Source organism: Pseudomonas moorei, from assembly GCF_008801475.1.
Taxonomy (GTDB): domain Bacteria; phylum Pseudomonadota; class Gammaproteobacteria; order Pseudomonadales; family Pseudomonadaceae; genus Aquipseudomonas; species Aquipseudomonas moorei.
The window spans coordinates 162,222-176,592 of record NZ_VZPP01000012.1 but is presented as its reverse complement, the minus strand read 5'-3'; the positions used below and the strand labels follow the sequence as shown (position 1 = coordinate 176,592).

Annotated in this window: 13 protein-coding genes; 9 read left to right on the top strand and 4 right to left on the bottom strand. The window is 60.5% G+C overall.

All coding sequences use genetic code 11. The annotated features are described in order from the left end of the window. Nucleotides 1-61 precede the first annotated feature (61 nt). The 3 genes from dapE (at nt 62) to F7R06_RS23070 (ending at nt 2,480) form a co-directional block, all read left to right on the top strand. Nucleotides 62-1,213 (top strand): succinyl-diaminopimelate desuccinylase, encoded by a 1,152-nt coding sequence (gene dapE / locus F7R06_RS23080; protein ID WP_090316901.1) that lies wholly within the window; start codon nt 62-64, stop codon nt 1,211-1,213. Beyond that, the gene (locus tag F7R06_RS23075) at nt 1,213-2,022 is read left to right on the top strand and encodes a putative RNA methyltransferase (RefSeq protein WP_090316899.1); all 810 of its coding nucleotides are present in this window, start codon (nt 1,213-1,215) and stop codon (nt 2,020-2,022) included. Before dapE ends, F7R06_RS23075 begins: the two co-directional genes overlap by 1 nt. An 80-nt stretch (nt 2,023-2,102) precedes the next feature. After that, entirely contained in the window at nt 2,103-2,480 is a 378-nt protein-coding gene (locus F7R06_RS23070; protein ID WP_090316897.1) for a hypothetical protein, read from the top strand. 142 nt (nt 2,481-2,622) lie between these two features. Here F7R06_RS23070 and F7R06_RS23065 read toward each other — a convergent pair whose 3' ends face one another. After that, nucleotides 2,623-2,832 (bottom strand): cold shock domain-containing protein, encoded by a 210-nt coding sequence (locus tag F7R06_RS23065; RefSeq protein WP_019647794.1) that lies wholly within the window; start codon nt 2,830-2,832, stop codon nt 2,623-2,625. A 233-nt stretch (nt 2,833-3,065) separates the two neighbouring features. Here F7R06_RS23065 and plsB point away from each other — a divergent pair, with 233 nt between their 5' ends. The 4 genes from plsB (at nt 3,066) to F7R06_RS23045 (ending at nt 7,318) form a co-directional block, all read left to right on the top strand. Continuing rightward, complete coding sequence (gene plsB / locus F7R06_RS23060; RefSeq protein WP_090316895.1) at nt 3,066-5,558, top strand: glycerol-3-phosphate 1-O-acyltransferase PlsB; 2,493 nt, start codon at nt 3,066-3,068, stop codon at nt 5,556-5,558. Nucleotides 5,559-5,704: 146 nt separating this feature from the next. After that, the gene (locus F7R06_RS23055) at nt 5,705-6,046 is read left to right on the top strand and encodes a YbaY family lipoprotein (RefSeq protein ID WP_090316893.1); all 342 of its coding nucleotides are present in this window, start codon (nt 5,705-5,707) and stop codon (nt 6,044-6,046) included. A 156-nt stretch (nt 6,047-6,202) separates the two neighbouring features. Beyond that, on the top strand, nt 6,203-6,601 hold the full coding sequence (locus F7R06_RS23050; protein WP_090316890.1) for a YbaY family lipoprotein: 399 nt from the start codon (nt 6,203-6,205) through the stop codon (nt 6,599-6,601). A gap of 27 nt (nt 6,602-6,628) precedes the next feature. Then, nucleotides 6,629-7,318: a DUF4197 domain-containing protein gene (locus F7R06_RS23045; protein ID WP_090316888.1), complete on the top strand. Its 690-nt coding sequence runs from the start codon at nt 6,629-6,631 to the stop codon at nt 7,316-7,318. 517 nt (nt 7,319-7,835) lie between these two features. On the opposite strand, the gene F7R06_RS23040 is transcribed toward F7R06_RS23045, so the two are convergent. Together F7R06_RS23040 and F7R06_RS23035 are read right to left on the bottom strand one after the other, a co-directional pair. Continuing rightward, the gene (locus tag F7R06_RS23040) at nt 7,836-10,901 is read right to left on the bottom strand and encodes an efflux RND transporter permease subunit (protein WP_090316885.1); all 3,066 of its coding nucleotides are present in this window, start codon (nt 10,899-10,901) and stop codon (nt 7,836-7,838) included. Between the two features lie 6 nt (nt 10,902-10,907). Beyond that, entirely contained in the window at nt 10,908-12,008 is a 1,101-nt protein-coding gene (locus tag F7R06_RS23035; protein ID WP_090316882.1) for an efflux RND transporter periplasmic adaptor subunit, read from the bottom strand. A 93-nt stretch (nt 12,009-12,101) separates the two neighbouring features. Between F7R06_RS23035 and F7R06_RS23030 the strand changes: the two genes are divergently transcribed. Next, nucleotides 12,102-12,746: a TetR/AcrR family transcriptional regulator gene (locus F7R06_RS23030; RefSeq protein WP_090316879.1), complete on the top strand. Its 645-nt coding sequence runs from the start codon at nt 12,102-12,104 to the stop codon at nt 12,744-12,746. Between the two features lie 106 nt (nt 12,747-12,852). Here the strand turns inward: F7R06_RS23030 and F7R06_RS23025 are convergent, their stop codons facing one another. Beyond that, nucleotides 12,853-13,635 (bottom strand): class I SAM-dependent methyltransferase, encoded by a 783-nt coding sequence (locus tag F7R06_RS23025; protein ID WP_090316876.1) that lies wholly within the window; start codon nt 13,633-13,635, stop codon nt 12,853-12,855. A 93-nt stretch (nt 13,636-13,728) separates the two neighbouring features. Between F7R06_RS23025 and F7R06_RS23020 the strand changes: the two genes are divergently transcribed. Then, nucleotides 13,729-14,349, top strand: a complete 621-nt coding sequence (locus tag F7R06_RS23020) for an energy transducer TonB (protein WP_090316873.1) — start codon at nt 13,729-13,731, stop codon at nt 14,347-14,349. Nucleotides 14,350-14,371 lie beyond the last annotated feature (22 nt).

Sequence of the window (14,371 nt, the reverse complement as noted above, 5' to 3'; positions counted from 1 at the left end):
CGCGAGCAGGCTCGCTCCCACATTGGCCCTTGCCCATATTCAAGTTTTCCGGAGTTTTCACATGACGGCCCACGCCGACCTTTCGCCGACCCTTCAACTCGCCATCGACCTGATCCGTCGTCCATCCGTGACGCCGGTCGACGCCGATTGCCAGAAGCAGATGATGCAGCGCCTGGGCGATGCCGGTTTTGCGCTCGAGCCGATGCGCATCGAGGATGTGGATAACTTCTGGGCTACCCACGGTAATCACGACGGTCCCGTACTGTGCTTTGCCGGTCACACCGACGTCGTACCGACCGGCCCTGTGACCGCCTGGCAGATCGACCCGTTCAACGCGGTGATCGACGAACACGGCATGCTCTGCGGCCGTGGCGCGGCGGACATGAAAGGCAGCCTCGCCGCCATGACCGTGGCCGCCGAACGTTTCGTCGCCGACTACCCGGATCACAAGGGCAAGGTCGCGTTCCTGATCACCAGTGACGAAGAAGGCCCGGCGCACCATGGCACCAAAGCCGTGGTCGAGCGCCTGGCCGCGCGCAAGGAGCGTCTGGACTGGTGCATCGTCGGCGAGCCGTCGAGCACCACCCTGGTCGGTGACGTGGTCAAGAACGGCCGTCGCGGCTCCCTTGGCGCCAAGCTGACCGTCCGCGGCCTACAGGGCCATGTCGCCTATCCGCATCTGGCGAAGAACCCGATCCACCTCGCTGCCCCGGCCCTGGCCGAACTGGCCGCCGAGCACTGGGATCACGGCAACGACTTCTTCCCGCCGACCAGTTTCCAGATTTCCAACGTCAACTCCGGCACCGGTGCGACCAACGTCATCCCTGGCGACCTGGTAGCGGTGTTCAACTTCCGCTTCTCTACCGAGTCGACCGTCGAAGGCCTGCAAAAACGCGTGGCCGACATCCTCGACAAACACGGTCTGGACTGGCACATCGACTGGGCACTGTCCGGCCTGCCATTCCTCACCGAGCCGGGCGCGCTGCTCGACGCAGTCTCGTCCAGCATCAAGGACATCACCGGTCGCGAGACCAAGGCGTCCACCAGCGGCGGCACCTCCGACGGGCGCTTCATCGCCACCCTGGGCACGCAAGTGGTTGAGCTGGGGCCGGTCAACGCGACCATCCACCAGGTCAACGAACGGGTTCTGGCGGCTGATCTCGACGTGCTGACCGAAATCTATTACCAGACCCTGATCAAGTTGCTCGCCTGATGCTGGCCTGCCCGATTTGCAGCGAACCGCTCAACGCGGTGGACAACGGCGTGGCCTGCCCCGCCGGGCATCATTTCGACCGAGCACGCCAGGGTTACCTGAACCTGCTGCCGGTGCAGCACAAGAACAGCCGCGATCCCGGGGACAACCAGGCGATGGTCGAAGCACGCCGCGACTTTCTGAACGCTGGGCACTATGCGCCGGTGGCCAAGCGCCTGGCGGAGCTGGCGGCCGGGTATGCGCCGCAGCGCTGGCTGGACATCGGTTGTGGCGAGGGTTACTACACCGCGCAGATCGCCGATGCCTTGCCGGACGCCGACGGTTACGCGCTGGACATTTCCCGGGAAGCGGTCAAACGCGCCTGCAAACGCAATCCGCAACTGACCTGGTTGATCGCCAGCATGGCCCGCGTTCCCCTGGCCTCTGGCAGTTGCCAGTTCCTGGCCAGCGTCTTCAGCCCGCTGGACTGGCAGGAAGCCAAACGCCTGCTCAGCCCTGGCGGTGGACTGATGAAAGTCGGACCGACCAGCGGCCACCTGATGGAATTGCGCGAACGGCTGTATGACGAAGTCCGCGAATACGTTGACGACAAGCATCTGGACCTGGTGCCGGAAGGCATGGCGCTGGCGCACAGTGAAACCCTGGAATTCCGACTGACGCTCACCAGCGGTCAGGATCGTGCCAACCTGCTGGCCATGACGCCCCATGGTTGGCGCGCCAGTGCCGAGCGCCGCGCCGCAGTCATTGAGCAGGCCGAGCCGTTCGAGGTCAACGTGTCGATGCGCTACGATTATTTCGTTCTTCAATAACTTTCAATTTTGGCCTTGGGCGATCCCCCAAGGCCGGCTAAATCCGCGAATGGATTTTTCAGACCGCAGTGAGGACATCCATGCGCCAACCCGATATCGAGATTTACCTGAAAGACGCCGACGTCGACCACAAGGCCATCTCCGCCTGGCTCGGCACCGCCCTGGGCCCGTGCACCGACTGGGTTCAGAAAGGCCAGACCTACAAGTGCAAGGCCGGTAACGTGCCGGTGACCTGGTTGCCAAAAGCCGTAGGAAAATGGAACAGCCTGTACCTGGAAAGCGACCAGACGCCGTGGGAAGACGACATCGCTTGTGCACGCGCCGCCTTTGCCGCGCTGAATGTCGAAGTGCGTTGCGCACCGGGGAGCTGGGTCGAGGAGGAAGGTGAGGAGACGGCCGATCGCTGGATTCGCATCAGTGCCGACGGTGAAGAAGAAATCACCTGGAAGACCGCTTAAAGCCTGAACACCGCACCTGTAGGAGCGAGCTTGCTCGCGATGGTCGTCAACGATAACGCGCCAATTCCGGAAAGCGCGGCTTCCTTGAGATCTTCGCGAGCAGGCTCGCTCCCACAGTGTTTTTCTGGTCCGATGAATGTGCTTACAACCCCACCACATCCTCAGCCTGCAAACCCTTCTGCCCTTCCACCACCGCATATTCAACCTGCTGGCCTTCGGTCAGCGAGCGATGCCCCTCACCACGAATGGCCCGGTAGTGCACGAACACGTCCACCCCGTCCGCGCGCTGGATAAAACCGTAGCCCTTGGCGTCGTTGAACCACTTCACGTTGCCGGTTTCACGTGTTGCCATCTGTTCATACTCCTTTTTTATTATTGATCGGGCTTTTCGCAGGAAAGCCTCGGGAAAATTGCTTGCACTGGTCGTGCCACTGTCTGGCCAGCGCGGGCTCGCCGAGTATATGACAGCCGTAAAAACTCTCAACTCACTTTACTTAGCCGCTTTTTTGCCGATTTTCAGCGAATCCGGCACACTATCGACCGCCCGAGCATTTGCTTGGTTTTATTCACTCACGCAGAAGCCGTATGACCCGTTCCCCGCTCCGCCGTCTTGTGTTTGGCACCCTGCGCCGACTTTTGTACCTCTGGGTTCGCTCGGAGACGATCAACCAGTCGTCGTTCACCCTTGACCTCGACCGCAGTCGCCCGGTGTTCTACGTCCTGCAAAACCCTTCGCTGACCGACCTCGCCGTGGTCGACACCGAATGCACCAAAGCCGGTCTGCCGCGCCCGGTGCTGCCGGTCTCGGTGGGCAATCTGCTGGAACCGGCCGCGTTCTTCTACCTGACGCCGGACCCGGACTGGCTCGGCCGCCAGGACAAGCGCGGCGCGCCGCCCACCTTGACCCGCCTGGTCAGCGCCTTGAGCCAGAACGCGGCCGAAGACGCACAGATCATTCCGGTCAGCGTGTTCTGGGGCCAGTCGCCAGACAGCGAATCCAGTCCCTGGAAACTCCTGTTCGCCGACAGCTGGGCCGTCACCGGGCGCCTGCGTCGCTTGCTCAGCATCATCGTGCTGGGGCGCAAGACCCGCGTGCAGTTCTCCGCGCCGATCCACCTGCGCGAACTGATCGACCACAACAAGGGCCACGAGCGCACCGTACGCATGGCCCAGCGCATCCTGCGGGTGCACTTTCGCAACTTGAAAGCCGCCGTGATCGGCCCGGACATTTCCCACCGCCGCAATCTGGTCAAGGGCTTGCTCAACCAGCCACTGGTCAAACAGGCGATCATCGAAGAGGCCGAGCGCGAAAACATCTCCCTGGAAAAAGCCAAGGCCCAGGCCCTGCGCTATGGCAACGAGATCGCCTCGGACTACACCTACACAGCGATCCGCTTCCTGGAAGTGGTACTGAGCTGGTTCTGGAACAAGATCTACGACGGCATCAAGGTCAATCACATCGAAGGTGTGCAGAAAGTCGCCCAGGGTCACGAAGTGATCTATGTGCCGTGCCACCGCAGCCACATCGACTACCTGCTGCTCTCCTATCTGCTGTTTCGCAACGGCCTGACCCCGCCGCACATTGCCGCCGGGATCAACCTCAACATGCCGATCATCGGCGGCCTGCTGCGGCGTGGCGGTGCGTTTTTCATGCGCCGTACCTTCAAGGGCAACCCGCTGTACACCTCGGTGTTCAACGAATACCTGCACACCCTGTTCACCAAGGGGTTCCCGGTGGAGTACTTCGTCGAAGGCGGGCGTTCACGCACCGGGCGCATGCTGCAACCGAAAACCGGGATGCTCGCGATCACCTTGCGCAGCTTCCTGCGTTCGTCGCGCATGCCCATCGTGTTCATACCGGTTTACATCGGCTACGAACGCGTACTGGAGGGCCGGACCTACCTCGGCGAATTGCGCGGCGCGAGCAAGAAGAAAGAATCGATCTTCGACATTTTCAAAGTCATCGGCGCGCTCAAGCAGCGCTTCGGCCAGGTGGCGGTGAACTTTGGCGAGCCGATCAAACTGGCGGAGTTCCTCGATAGCGAACAGCCGGGCTGGCGTAAACAGGAGCTTGGCCCGCAGTTCAAACCGGCCTGGCTCAACGAAACCACCAACCGTCTCGGCGAGAAAGTCGCGCAACATCTGAACGAAGCTGCCGCGATCAACCCGGTCAACCTGGTCGCTCTGGCACTGCTGTCCACCAGCCGCCTGGCGCTGGACGATCGCGCCATGGCGCGGGTGCTCGACCTGTATCTGGCCTTGCTGCGCAAAGTTCCATATTCGCCACACACCACCCTGCCGGATGGCGACGGCCGGGCCTTGATCGAGCATGTCAAGGACATGGATCTGCTCTCGGAGCAGAGCGATGCCTTGGGCAAGATCCTGTATCTGGACGAGCAGAACGCTGTCCTGATGACCTACTACCGCAACAACGTGCTGCACATCTTTGCCCTGCCGGCGCTGCTGGCGAGTTTCTTCCAGAGCGCCTCGCGCATGAACCGCGAACAGATCCTGCGCTACACCCGCGCGCTGTATCCGTACCTGCAAGCGGAGCTGTTCATACGCTGGTCGCTGGACGAACTCGATGCAGTGATCGATCAATGGCTCGAGGCCTTCGTCGAGCAGGGCCTGCTGCGCTTCGAGAACGGCGTATACCTGCGCCCGGCACCGAGCTCACGGCATTTCGTGCTGCTGACACTGCTGTCGAAAAGCATCGCCCAGACCCTGCAGCGCTTCTACATGACCGTTTCCCTGCTGCTCAACAGCGGCCAGAACAGCATCAGCGCCGAAGAACTGGAAGACCTGTGCACAGTCATGGCCCAGCGCCTGTCGATCCTCCATGGCCTGAACGCTCCGGAATTCTTCGACAAAAGCCTGTTCCGCCACTTCATCCAGACACTGCTCGACCTCGACGTGCTCAAACGCGATGCAGCCGGCAAGCTGGGCTATCACGAATTGCTCGGCGAACTGGCCGAAGGTGCGGCCAAACGAGTGTTGCCAGCGGAGATTCGTTTGTCGATCCGTCAGGTGGCCTTGCATCGCAGTGAAGATGCAGCAGAGCTGGCAACGCCGCGCTGACCCAGATCGCAGAAGCAAGGAAGCTTCTCATCTAAATGACCGCACTTTAGCTGTCGCGCGCAGGACTTTCCCTACATTGGATTGAGTACTGGGGGAATATGCTGTCGGTTCGTCACTTTCGACGAGTCAATGATAAGGAAATCAACATGAGCAACGAAAACACCCTGAGCATCAGCGGCAACGTTCACTATCTGGAAAGGATTGCGCTTTTGCCGAACTCGACACTTTACGTCAGTCTGCAAGACGTTTCACTGGCTGATGCCTCTGCCAAACAACTGGCCGCTCAAGTCATCCCTCATGCAGAAAGCGCAGGCTTGAACTTCAATCTTCAGTACAGCACCGCAGACGTCCTGCCCCGTCATACCTATGCCATCAGTGCACAAATCAAAACCGATGGCGAACTGGTCTTTGCCAGCACTGAGCATCACCCTGTAGAGCTGGGCGTCGACGGCGTGCAGCCTGTTGAAGTGCTGGTCCACAGGGTTTAACACAAACCTACGGCAACAATTCTTCAAACCCTGAGCATTAACGCCAGACTCCCCGTCAGGCGTCTGCAATACCTTGCCGGGCGATATCGCCGGCAATTTCCTTTAAATTATCGTTGGCGCCGAGCTTCTTCGGCGTCAACGACATGGATTCCAATGATGAAAAAACTTTCGCTTCTGGGACTGACAGCTCTGCTTGGAGCTTGCCAATCGATACAACCTGCCGCCAAGACCAGCCTGGACGGTGAAGTCTTCTACTTGCAACGCATCGCCCTACCCCCTGACGCCGTCTTGAACGTGAGCCTGCAAGACGTGTCGCTGGCCGATGCGCCGGCGGTGGTTCTCGACGAACAGAAAGGCCAGATCAAGGGCCAGGTGCCGCTTCCCTTTCATCTGAGTTACGATCCTGCGCAGGTCAAACCGGGTCATCGCTATTCGGTCAGTGCGCGCATTGAGGTCGATGGCAAGTTACTGTTCATCACCACCGAAAATCACGCTGTGAAGCTTGATGGCAACGATCCACAACCGATGAAAATCCGCGTTGACGCCGCCCGCTAACTCTCATTTTTGAACAAGGAAGCTGCCATGCTCCGCCCCACCCTCCGCTTTGCTGGCCTGTGCGCTGGCTTGATGATCTGCGCCAACGCCATGGCACTGTCCCTCAGCGACCTGTCGCAAAAAGACGCCACCGGCGGCCTCAGGGATGCACTGACTCAAGGCGCACAACTGGCCGTGAAACAACTCGGTACGCCGGGTGGTTTCAGCAACAATCCGGAGGTAAAAATCGAACTGCCGGGCAAACTGGGCAAGGTTGCCAGCAAAATGAAACAGTTCGGCATGGGCGATCAGGTTGATCAACTGGAAGTCAGCATGAACAAAGCGGCGGAAACCGCCGTGGTCCAGGCTCAGCCGATCCTCGTGGATGCGGTGAAGAAAATGACCGTGGAAGACGCCAAGGGCATTCTCAGTGGCGGCAACGACTCGGCCACCCAGTACCTGAACAAAACCAGTCGCGAACAGATCCGCGCCAAGTTCCTGCCTATCGTCAAGCAAGCCACCGACCATGTCGGTCTGGCCCAACAGTACAACTCATTCGCCGGCCAGGCCGCGACCATGGGCGTGATCGACACCAAGAACGCCAACATCGAAAGCTACGTCACCGAACAGGCACTGAACGGCCTGTTCGAGATGATCGGCAAACAGGAAGAAACCATCCGCCAGAACCCCGCAGCTGCCGCGACCAGCCTGGCGAAGAAGGTGTTTGGTACGCTCTAAGCCGAAACACAAATCCTGTGGGAGCAGGAACATCCGAGGGAAATTGGTCGGCTGTCAGGCCGCCATCGCTGCGATGCGGCGCCCCGACAAGCCAGCGCCCACAGAAAAGCAAGTCGGCGTACACCCACCCGCTCATCACCACTCATCAGCGAGCGTTAGCTCGCCTGCAGCTCTTGATCTACCCGCCCCTTCGGGAGGCTGAGTGGAGGTGTTCATCCGGGGAATGGCGCGCAGCGCCGTTCGACGCAGTCGAACACGCTGCATGTAGGTCGTCGCGAAGCAGACCGGAGGGCAGTGTCCCTGGATGAATACCGCAGCGAAGGAACGCCGAGCCCCAGCGAGGGGCCGGACGCTCGGGGCGAGCCTTTTTGGGTACTTTTTGCTGGGCCGGCACTCCGGCGTTTGAAAAAAGTGCCTCGCCGTAAGGGCGAAACCGCCAGCCGCCATCACCACAGCAACGGATATGTACCCAACCACCCCAAAGCCTGGTCGGCCCGAAGGCCGCCACGCCCAAAGATCAGACCGACTCTTTCCTGACCCGGAACCAAGCCGCATACAACGCTGGCAAAAACAGCAAAGTCAGCGCCGTCGCCACGATCAACCCGCCCATGATCGCCACCGCCATTGGCCCGAAAAACACGCTGCGTGACAGCGGAATCATCGCCAGCACCGCCGCCAGTGCGGTCAGCACAATCGGTCGGAACCGCCGCACCGTCGCCTCGATAATCGCCTGCCATGGCTTGAGCCCGGCCGCGATGTCCTGCTCGATCTGATCCACCAGAATCACCGAGTTACGCATGATCATCCCTGACAATGCGATCGTCCCGAGCATCGCGACAAACCCGAACGGCTGCCGGAACACCATCAGGAACAGGGTCACCCCGATCAGCCCCAAGGGCGCTGTCAGAAACACCATCGCCGTGCGAGAAAAACTGCGCAGTTGCAGCATCAGCAACGTCAGCACGACCACGATGAACAGCGGTACGCCAGCCTTGACCGAGTTCTGCCCGCGTGCCGAGTCCTCCACCGTACCGCCGACATCCAGCAAATAGCCGTCAGGCAGTTCCGCGCGAATCGGATCGAGGGTCGGCAAGATCTGCTGCACCAGGGTCGCCGGTTGCTCCTTGCCATAAATGTCGGCGCGAACCGTCACGTTGGGCAAACGGTTACGGTGCCAGATCACGCCTTCCTCAAAGCCGTATTCCAGTGTTGCGATCTGCGACAGGGCCACGCTACGACCGTTATCGGTCGGCACCGCCAGGCTTGGCAGCAACGACAGTTCGCTGCGTTCATGCAAGGTGCCGCGCAGCAGGATCTCGATCAACTCGTTGTCTTCGCGGTACTGGCTGACACTGGAGCCGGTCAGTGAACTTTGCAGGAACTTCGACAGGTTCGCCGTGCTCACGCCCAATGCACGAGCGCGGTCCTGATCGACGTTCAGATACACGACTTTGCTCGGTTCTTCCCAGTCCAGGTGGACATTGACCACGTGCGGATTTTCGCGAACCTTGGCCGCGACTTTGCGAGCCAGTGCGCGGACTTCCTCAATGTGTTCACCGGTCACGCGGAACTGCACCGGATAACCAACTGGCGGGCCGTTTTCCAGGCGCGTAACCCGCGAGCGCAGGGCCGGGAATTGTTCATTGAGGGTGTCGATCAGCCAGGTGCGCAGCGCTTCACGCTCCTCGATGGTCTTGGCCAGGACGACAAACTGGGCGAAGCTCGCTGCGGGAAGTTGCTGGTCCAGTGGCAGGTAAAAACGCGGCGAGCCGGTGCCGACGTAAGCCACGTAGTTATCGATTCCGGCTTTGTCCTTAAGCAGCGCTTCGAGGCGTTTGACCTCCTCGGTGGTATTGCTCAGGGAAGCGCCTTCGGCCAGTTTCAGGTCGACCATCAACTCCAGTCGCCCGGAGGCCGGAAAGAACTGCTGCGGCACAAAGCGGAACAGCACGATGGAGGCAATGAACAACACCACGGTCAAGGCGATAACGGTTTTACGCCAGCGCACACACCACTCCACCAGACGTCTGACGCGCTGATAGAACGGCGTTCCATAAGGGTCGGGCTGGCCCGTGCCGTGTTTGGCTGCGTGAATTTTCGCCAGGTCCGGCAGGAGTTTTTCCCCCAGATACGGTACGAAAACCACAGCGGCCACCCAGGAGGCGAGCAGCGCGATCGTCACCACCTGGAAGATCGAGCGGGTGTATTCGCCCGTACCCGATTGCGCGGTGGCAATCGGCAGGAAGCCGGCGGCGGTGATCAGCGTGCCGGTCAGCATGGGGAAGGCGGTGCTGGTCCAGGCGTAGCTGGCGGCTTTTATGCGATCGAAGCCTTGCTCCATTTTGATCGCCATCATTTCCACGGCGATGATCGCGTCGTCCACCAGCAAACCCAACGCCAGCACCAGCGCGCCGAGGGAAATCTTGTGCAGGCCGATCCCCAGGTAATACATGCAGGCGAAGGTCATTGCCAACACCAGCGGAATCGCCAGGGCGACCACCATGCCCGTGCGCACGCCGAGAGAGAAAAAACTCACCAGCAGCACAATCACCAAGGCTTCCACCAGCACCTGAACGAACTCACCGACGCCGGTTTTCACCGCGGCGGGCTGGTCCGACACCTTGCGCAACTGCATGCCGGCCGGAAGGTTTTTCTGGATGCGGGCGAACTCGACTTCCAGGGCTTTGCCCAGCACCAGGATGTCGCCACCATCTTTCATGGCCACGGCCAGACCAATCGCATCTTCAGCCATGAAGCGCATGCGCGGTGCGGGAGGATCGTTGAAACCGCGGCGTACGTCAGCCACATCGGAGATGCGGAAGGTGCGATCCCCGACCCGTATCGGAAAGTTCTTTATCTCATCGACTGTCTGAAAATTCCCCGATACCCGTAGCTGCAATCGCTCGCTGCTGGTTTCAAAGAAGCCGGCGGTGGACACCGCGTTCTGTTCTTCAAGCGCCTGTTGCACCGCCGCCAACGGCAAGCCAAGGGTGGCAAGCTTGACGTTGGAAAGCTCGATCCAGATTTTTTCATCCTGCAACCCGAGCAGGTCAACCTTGCCCACATCCTTGACCCGCTGCAGCTGGATTTGAATGCGGTCGGCGTAGTCCTTGAGCACGGCGTAGTCGAATCCTTCGCCGGTCAAGGCGTAGATATTGCCGAAGGTAGTACCGAACTCATCGTTGAAAAATGGCCCCTGGATGCCCGGTGGCAGGGTATGGCGGATGTCGCTGACCTTCTTGCGTACCTGATACCAGAGGTCCGGGATTTCCACCGAGTGCATGGAGTCGCGCGCGATGAACGTCACCTGGGATTCACCCGGACGGGAGAACGACACGATGCGCTCGTACTCGCCGGTTTCCATCAGTTTCTTTTCGATGCGCTCGGTCACCTGACGCGAGACTTCCTGCGCCGTCGCCCCCGGCCAGTTGGTGCGGATCACCATGGCCTTGAAGGTAAACGGCGGGTCTTCGCTTTGACCGAGCTTGGTGTAGGACAGTGCACCAACGATTGCCAGCAACAGCATCAGGAACAGTACGATCTGGCGGTTACGCAGCGCCCATTCGGAAAGATTGAAGCCCATCGGGGATTACTCCTTGTCCGCCAGATTGACCACGCGGTTGGAGCGATCCACCGGGCGCACATGCTGCCCGTCGAGAAGCACATGGACGCCAGCGGCCACGACCCAGTCGCTGGCATTGAGACCTTCGAGCACCGGGACGGTCTTCTCACCGAAGGCACCGACCCGCACAGGGGTCTTCTTCAACGTATTGTTGGCGCTGACCACCCAGACGTAGGTCACGCCATTTTCCGCGGTCAACGCCGAAAGCGGCACGGACAGCGGGATCACCTCAGCGGTCTGCACAAACACTCGGGCGCTCTGGCCCAGCTCGGCAGGGACCTTGCCGCCGGTGAAGGCGATGCGAGCGGCAAAGGTGCGGGATTTTGGATCGGCGGCCGGCGACAGTTCGCGGATATGCCCGGCGAAGCGTTGATCGGGTTGCGTCCACAGCTCCACCGAAACTGGCTGCCCGACCTTGAAGCGGCCGAAGCTCTGTTCCGGCAGGCTGATCAACACTTCACGCTCGCCATCGGTGGCCAGGGTAAACACGGTTTGCCCGGCCGCCACTACCTGCCCGACTTCTACGGCACGCTTGGCCACCACCCCGTCCTGCGGCGCACGCAGCACGGCATAGCTGGCCTGGTTGGTCGAGACGTTGAACTCGGCTTTGATCTGCTTGAGGCGTGCCTCACCGGATCGATAGAGGTTTTCGGCGTTGTCGTACTGCGAACGACTGACCAGCTGACGGTCCATCAGGGTCTTGTAACGATCGCGTTCGGAACGTACCAGGTTGAGGTTGGCTTCGGCGGCGGCGACTTGGGCACGGGTGGCCTCCAGTTGCAGGCGAACGTCCTGGGGATCGAGCTCTGCCAGCGGTTGATCGGCCTTGACCCGCTGCCCCTCTTCGACCAGTCGTCGGCTGACTTTACCGCCAATCCGGAACGCCAGGTCGGGCTCATAGCGGGCACGAACTTCACCGGGATAGCTTTCCATCGCCTGCGCCGAAGGCTCTGGCTGAACCACCATGGCCGGACGAATGCTGATTTGGGGCGCCTCTTCGTGACCGCACGCAGACAATAAAAACGCCAGACTGACTGGCAACGCGAGGGGCAAGGCATAGCGGAACATGGTGAAGGACCTTTCGCTAATAGTGCTTGGAATATTTATACTGGCCAGTATGTTATTAATAGCAAACTGACCAGTCCAGTAATAAAAGCGAATATGCCGAACAATCTTTCAGCACCCAGCGGCCCAGGCCGCCCCAAGGATCTGGCCAAGCGCCAGGCGATCCTCGATGCGGCGAAAACGCTGTTTTTGAGCAAGGGTTACGCCAGCACCAGCATGGACGCCGTCGCAGCCGAGGCCGGTGTGTCGAAGCTGACGGTCTATAGCCACTTCAACGACAAGGAGACGCTGTTCTCCGCCGCCGTGATGGCCAAGTGCGAGGAGCAATTGCCGCCGCTGTTCTTCGAACTGCCGCAAGGCGTGGCGGTGGAAACGGTGCTGCTGAATATCGCGCGCGGGTTTCATCAGCTGATCAACAGCGACGAGTCGGTGAACCTGCACCGGTTGATGATGACCCTGGGCAGTCAGGACCCGAAGCTCTCGCAGATTTTCTTCGAGGCCGGGCCACAGCGCATGTTGCAGGGCATGGAGCGTCTGTTGACCCGAATAGACGACAGTGGCGTGTTGAGCATCGACAAACCGCACAATGCGGCCGAGCACTTCTTCTGCCTGCTCAAGGGGGCGGGGAATTTTCGTTTGCTATATGGCTGCGGTGAACCGCCGGTGGGCGAGGCGGCGGAGAGCCATGTGCGGGAAGTGGTGGGGTTGTTTATGCGGGCTTATCGGCCTGATCCCGTGTGAGAGATTTGTAGTGTTCTGGTAGACGCCATCGCGAGCAGGCTCGCTCCCACAGGGTCAGAGGAGAACCTGTGGGAGCGAGCCTGCTCGCGATGGGGGCAACCCAGTATTAAGGCTTGAGCGCCTTCTTCGGATAGATGTCATACCGACTGGATTTGCCATCCAGCGCATGACTGGGCTTGGGCCCTTCAATGCACGGCGCCTTGCGCGGTCGCTTGACCACCACCCGATGGCTGGCCAGCGCCAACGCCGCTTCAAGCAGTGCCGGCGCGTCCGGGTCATCGCCCACCAGCGGCCGGAACAGGCGCATTTCCTTTTTCACCAATGCGGTTTTCTCACGGTGCGGGAACATCGGGTCGAGGTAGATCACCTGCGGTGGCTCGCCTTCCCAGTTGCGCATCACATCGATGGAGTTGCCCTTGAGCAAACGCATGCGCGCCACGATCGGCGCCACGTCGAAATCTTCCGCGCCGCGGGCCAGACCATCTTCGAGCAAGGCGCCGATCAGCGGCTGACGCTCGATCAGGCTCATCTCGCAACCCAGGCTGGCCAGCACGAATGCATCCTTGCCCAGCCCTGCCGTGGCATCCAGTACACGTGGACGCACGCCCTGAGCGATGCCAACGGCCTTGGCGATCATCTGCCCGCTGCCACCCCCGTATAACCGACGGTGAGCCGCGCCACCCTCGACGAAATCAACTCGCACCGGCCCCGGCGCATCCGGTCCCAGTTGTTGCAGCTGCAAACCCTGCTCGCCCACCTGCAAGACAAACTCGCCGTCGGCCACCTGCAATGGCAGGCCCAGGCGCTCGGCCCACTGCTCGGCTTGCGGCTCGAACGCCGCGTCCAGGGCCTCGACATGAATGCGGCAGGCCGCGGGTTGATCAATCATCGGAAAACACGCTCAAAAAATTAATGATCGGCAAAAACTGCCGATAACAAAACTATCGAGCATTTTGCCAGAGCTGAGCGTCGACCGAGAGAAATGTCAGACATTCAACCCACAATCACAGGTTTTATCTCGCCCTACGGCAATTACAACCTGCGAAATACCCAGGCACTGAGCGGTGTCAGTCACATCTGGCAGGATTTCTTTGCCCGTGCGCTGTCCGATCAGTCGGGTGATGTGCTGCCGCAATCTCTCAACTTTCCACCGGTCGATCTCGAAAGCCCGGTTGAGCCCACCGTTGGCAGCGACCTGCTGGCGCACATCGTTTCCCAGCGCGAGTGCGACGTGAAAGACAACGTGGTACGCCCGCCCGAGCCGCTGTTCCTGCCGATCGCCGAGTTTGAAATGGACCTGGCCGACAAGCCGTTCCCACCGTTCCCGCCGGAAGAAATCGCCGCCCAGCAGAAACAGCAGGACTTCGAAAGTGGCTGGGTTCGTCCGATCGTGTTGACCGCCGGTCAACCTGTGCCAGCTGCCGGTCCCGCGCCGCAACCGCGTCCCCTGCACCTGCCGATCGCCGAGTTTGATCTCGACCTGCTGGACAAGCCTTTCCCGCCCTTCTCCCCCGAAGAACTGATCGAGCAACAGAAGCAACTCGACTTCGATAACGGCTGGGCACGGCCGATCATCCTGCAAAACCTGCGTCTGGCCGCCTGACCCTCAGCGACACCTGCGCTGT

Excerpts from the sequence above, each read along its gene's own strand:
- plsB (WP_090316895.1), top strand. The coding sequence starts at position 3,066 with ATGACCCGTTCCCCGCTCCGCCGTCTTGTGTTTGGCACCCTGCGCCGA.
- F7R06_RS23050 (WP_090316890.1), top strand. The coding sequence starts at position 6,203 with ATGAAAAAACTTTCGCTTCTGGGACTGACAGCTCTGCTTGGAGCTTGC.
- dapE (WP_090316901.1), top strand. The coding sequence starts at position 62 with ATGACGGCCCACGCCGACCTTTCGCCGACCCTTCAACTCGCCATCGAC.
- F7R06_RS23055 (WP_090316893.1), top strand. The coding sequence starts at position 5,705 with ATGAGCAACGAAAACACCCTGAGCATCAGCGGCAACGTTCACTATCTG.
- F7R06_RS23075 (WP_090316899.1), top strand. The coding sequence starts at position 1,213 with ATGCTGGCCTGCCCGATTTGCAGCGAACCGCTCAACGCGGTGGACAAC.
- F7R06_RS23070 (WP_090316897.1), top strand. The coding sequence starts at position 2,103 with ATGCGCCAACCCGATATCGAGATTTACCTGAAAGACGCCGACGTCGAC.
- F7R06_RS23035 (WP_090316882.1), bottom strand. The coding sequence starts at position 12,008 with ATGTTCCGCTATGCCTTGCCCCTCGCGTTGCCAGTCAGTCTGGCGTTT.
- F7R06_RS23040 (WP_090316885.1), bottom strand. The coding sequence starts at position 10,901 with ATGGGCTTCAATCTTTCCGAATGGGCGCTGCGTAACCGCCAGATCGTA.
- F7R06_RS23025 (WP_090316876.1), bottom strand. The coding sequence starts at position 13,635 with ATGATTGATCAACCCGCGGCCTGCCGCATTCATGTCGAGGCCCTGGAC.
- F7R06_RS23065 (WP_019647794.1), bottom strand. The coding sequence starts at position 2,832 with ATGGCAACACGTGAAACCGGCAACGTGAAGTGGTTCAACGACGCCAAG.
- F7R06_RS23020 (WP_090316873.1), top strand. The coding sequence starts at position 13,729 with ATGTCAGACATTCAACCCACAATCACAGGTTTTATCTCGCCCTACGGC.
- F7R06_RS23045 (WP_090316888.1), top strand. The coding sequence starts at position 6,629 with ATGCTCCGCCCCACCCTCCGCTTTGCTGGCCTGTGCGCTGGCTTGATG.
- F7R06_RS23030 (WP_090316879.1), top strand. The coding sequence starts at position 12,102 with ATGCCGAACAATCTTTCAGCACCCAGCGGCCCAGGCCGCCCCAAGGAT.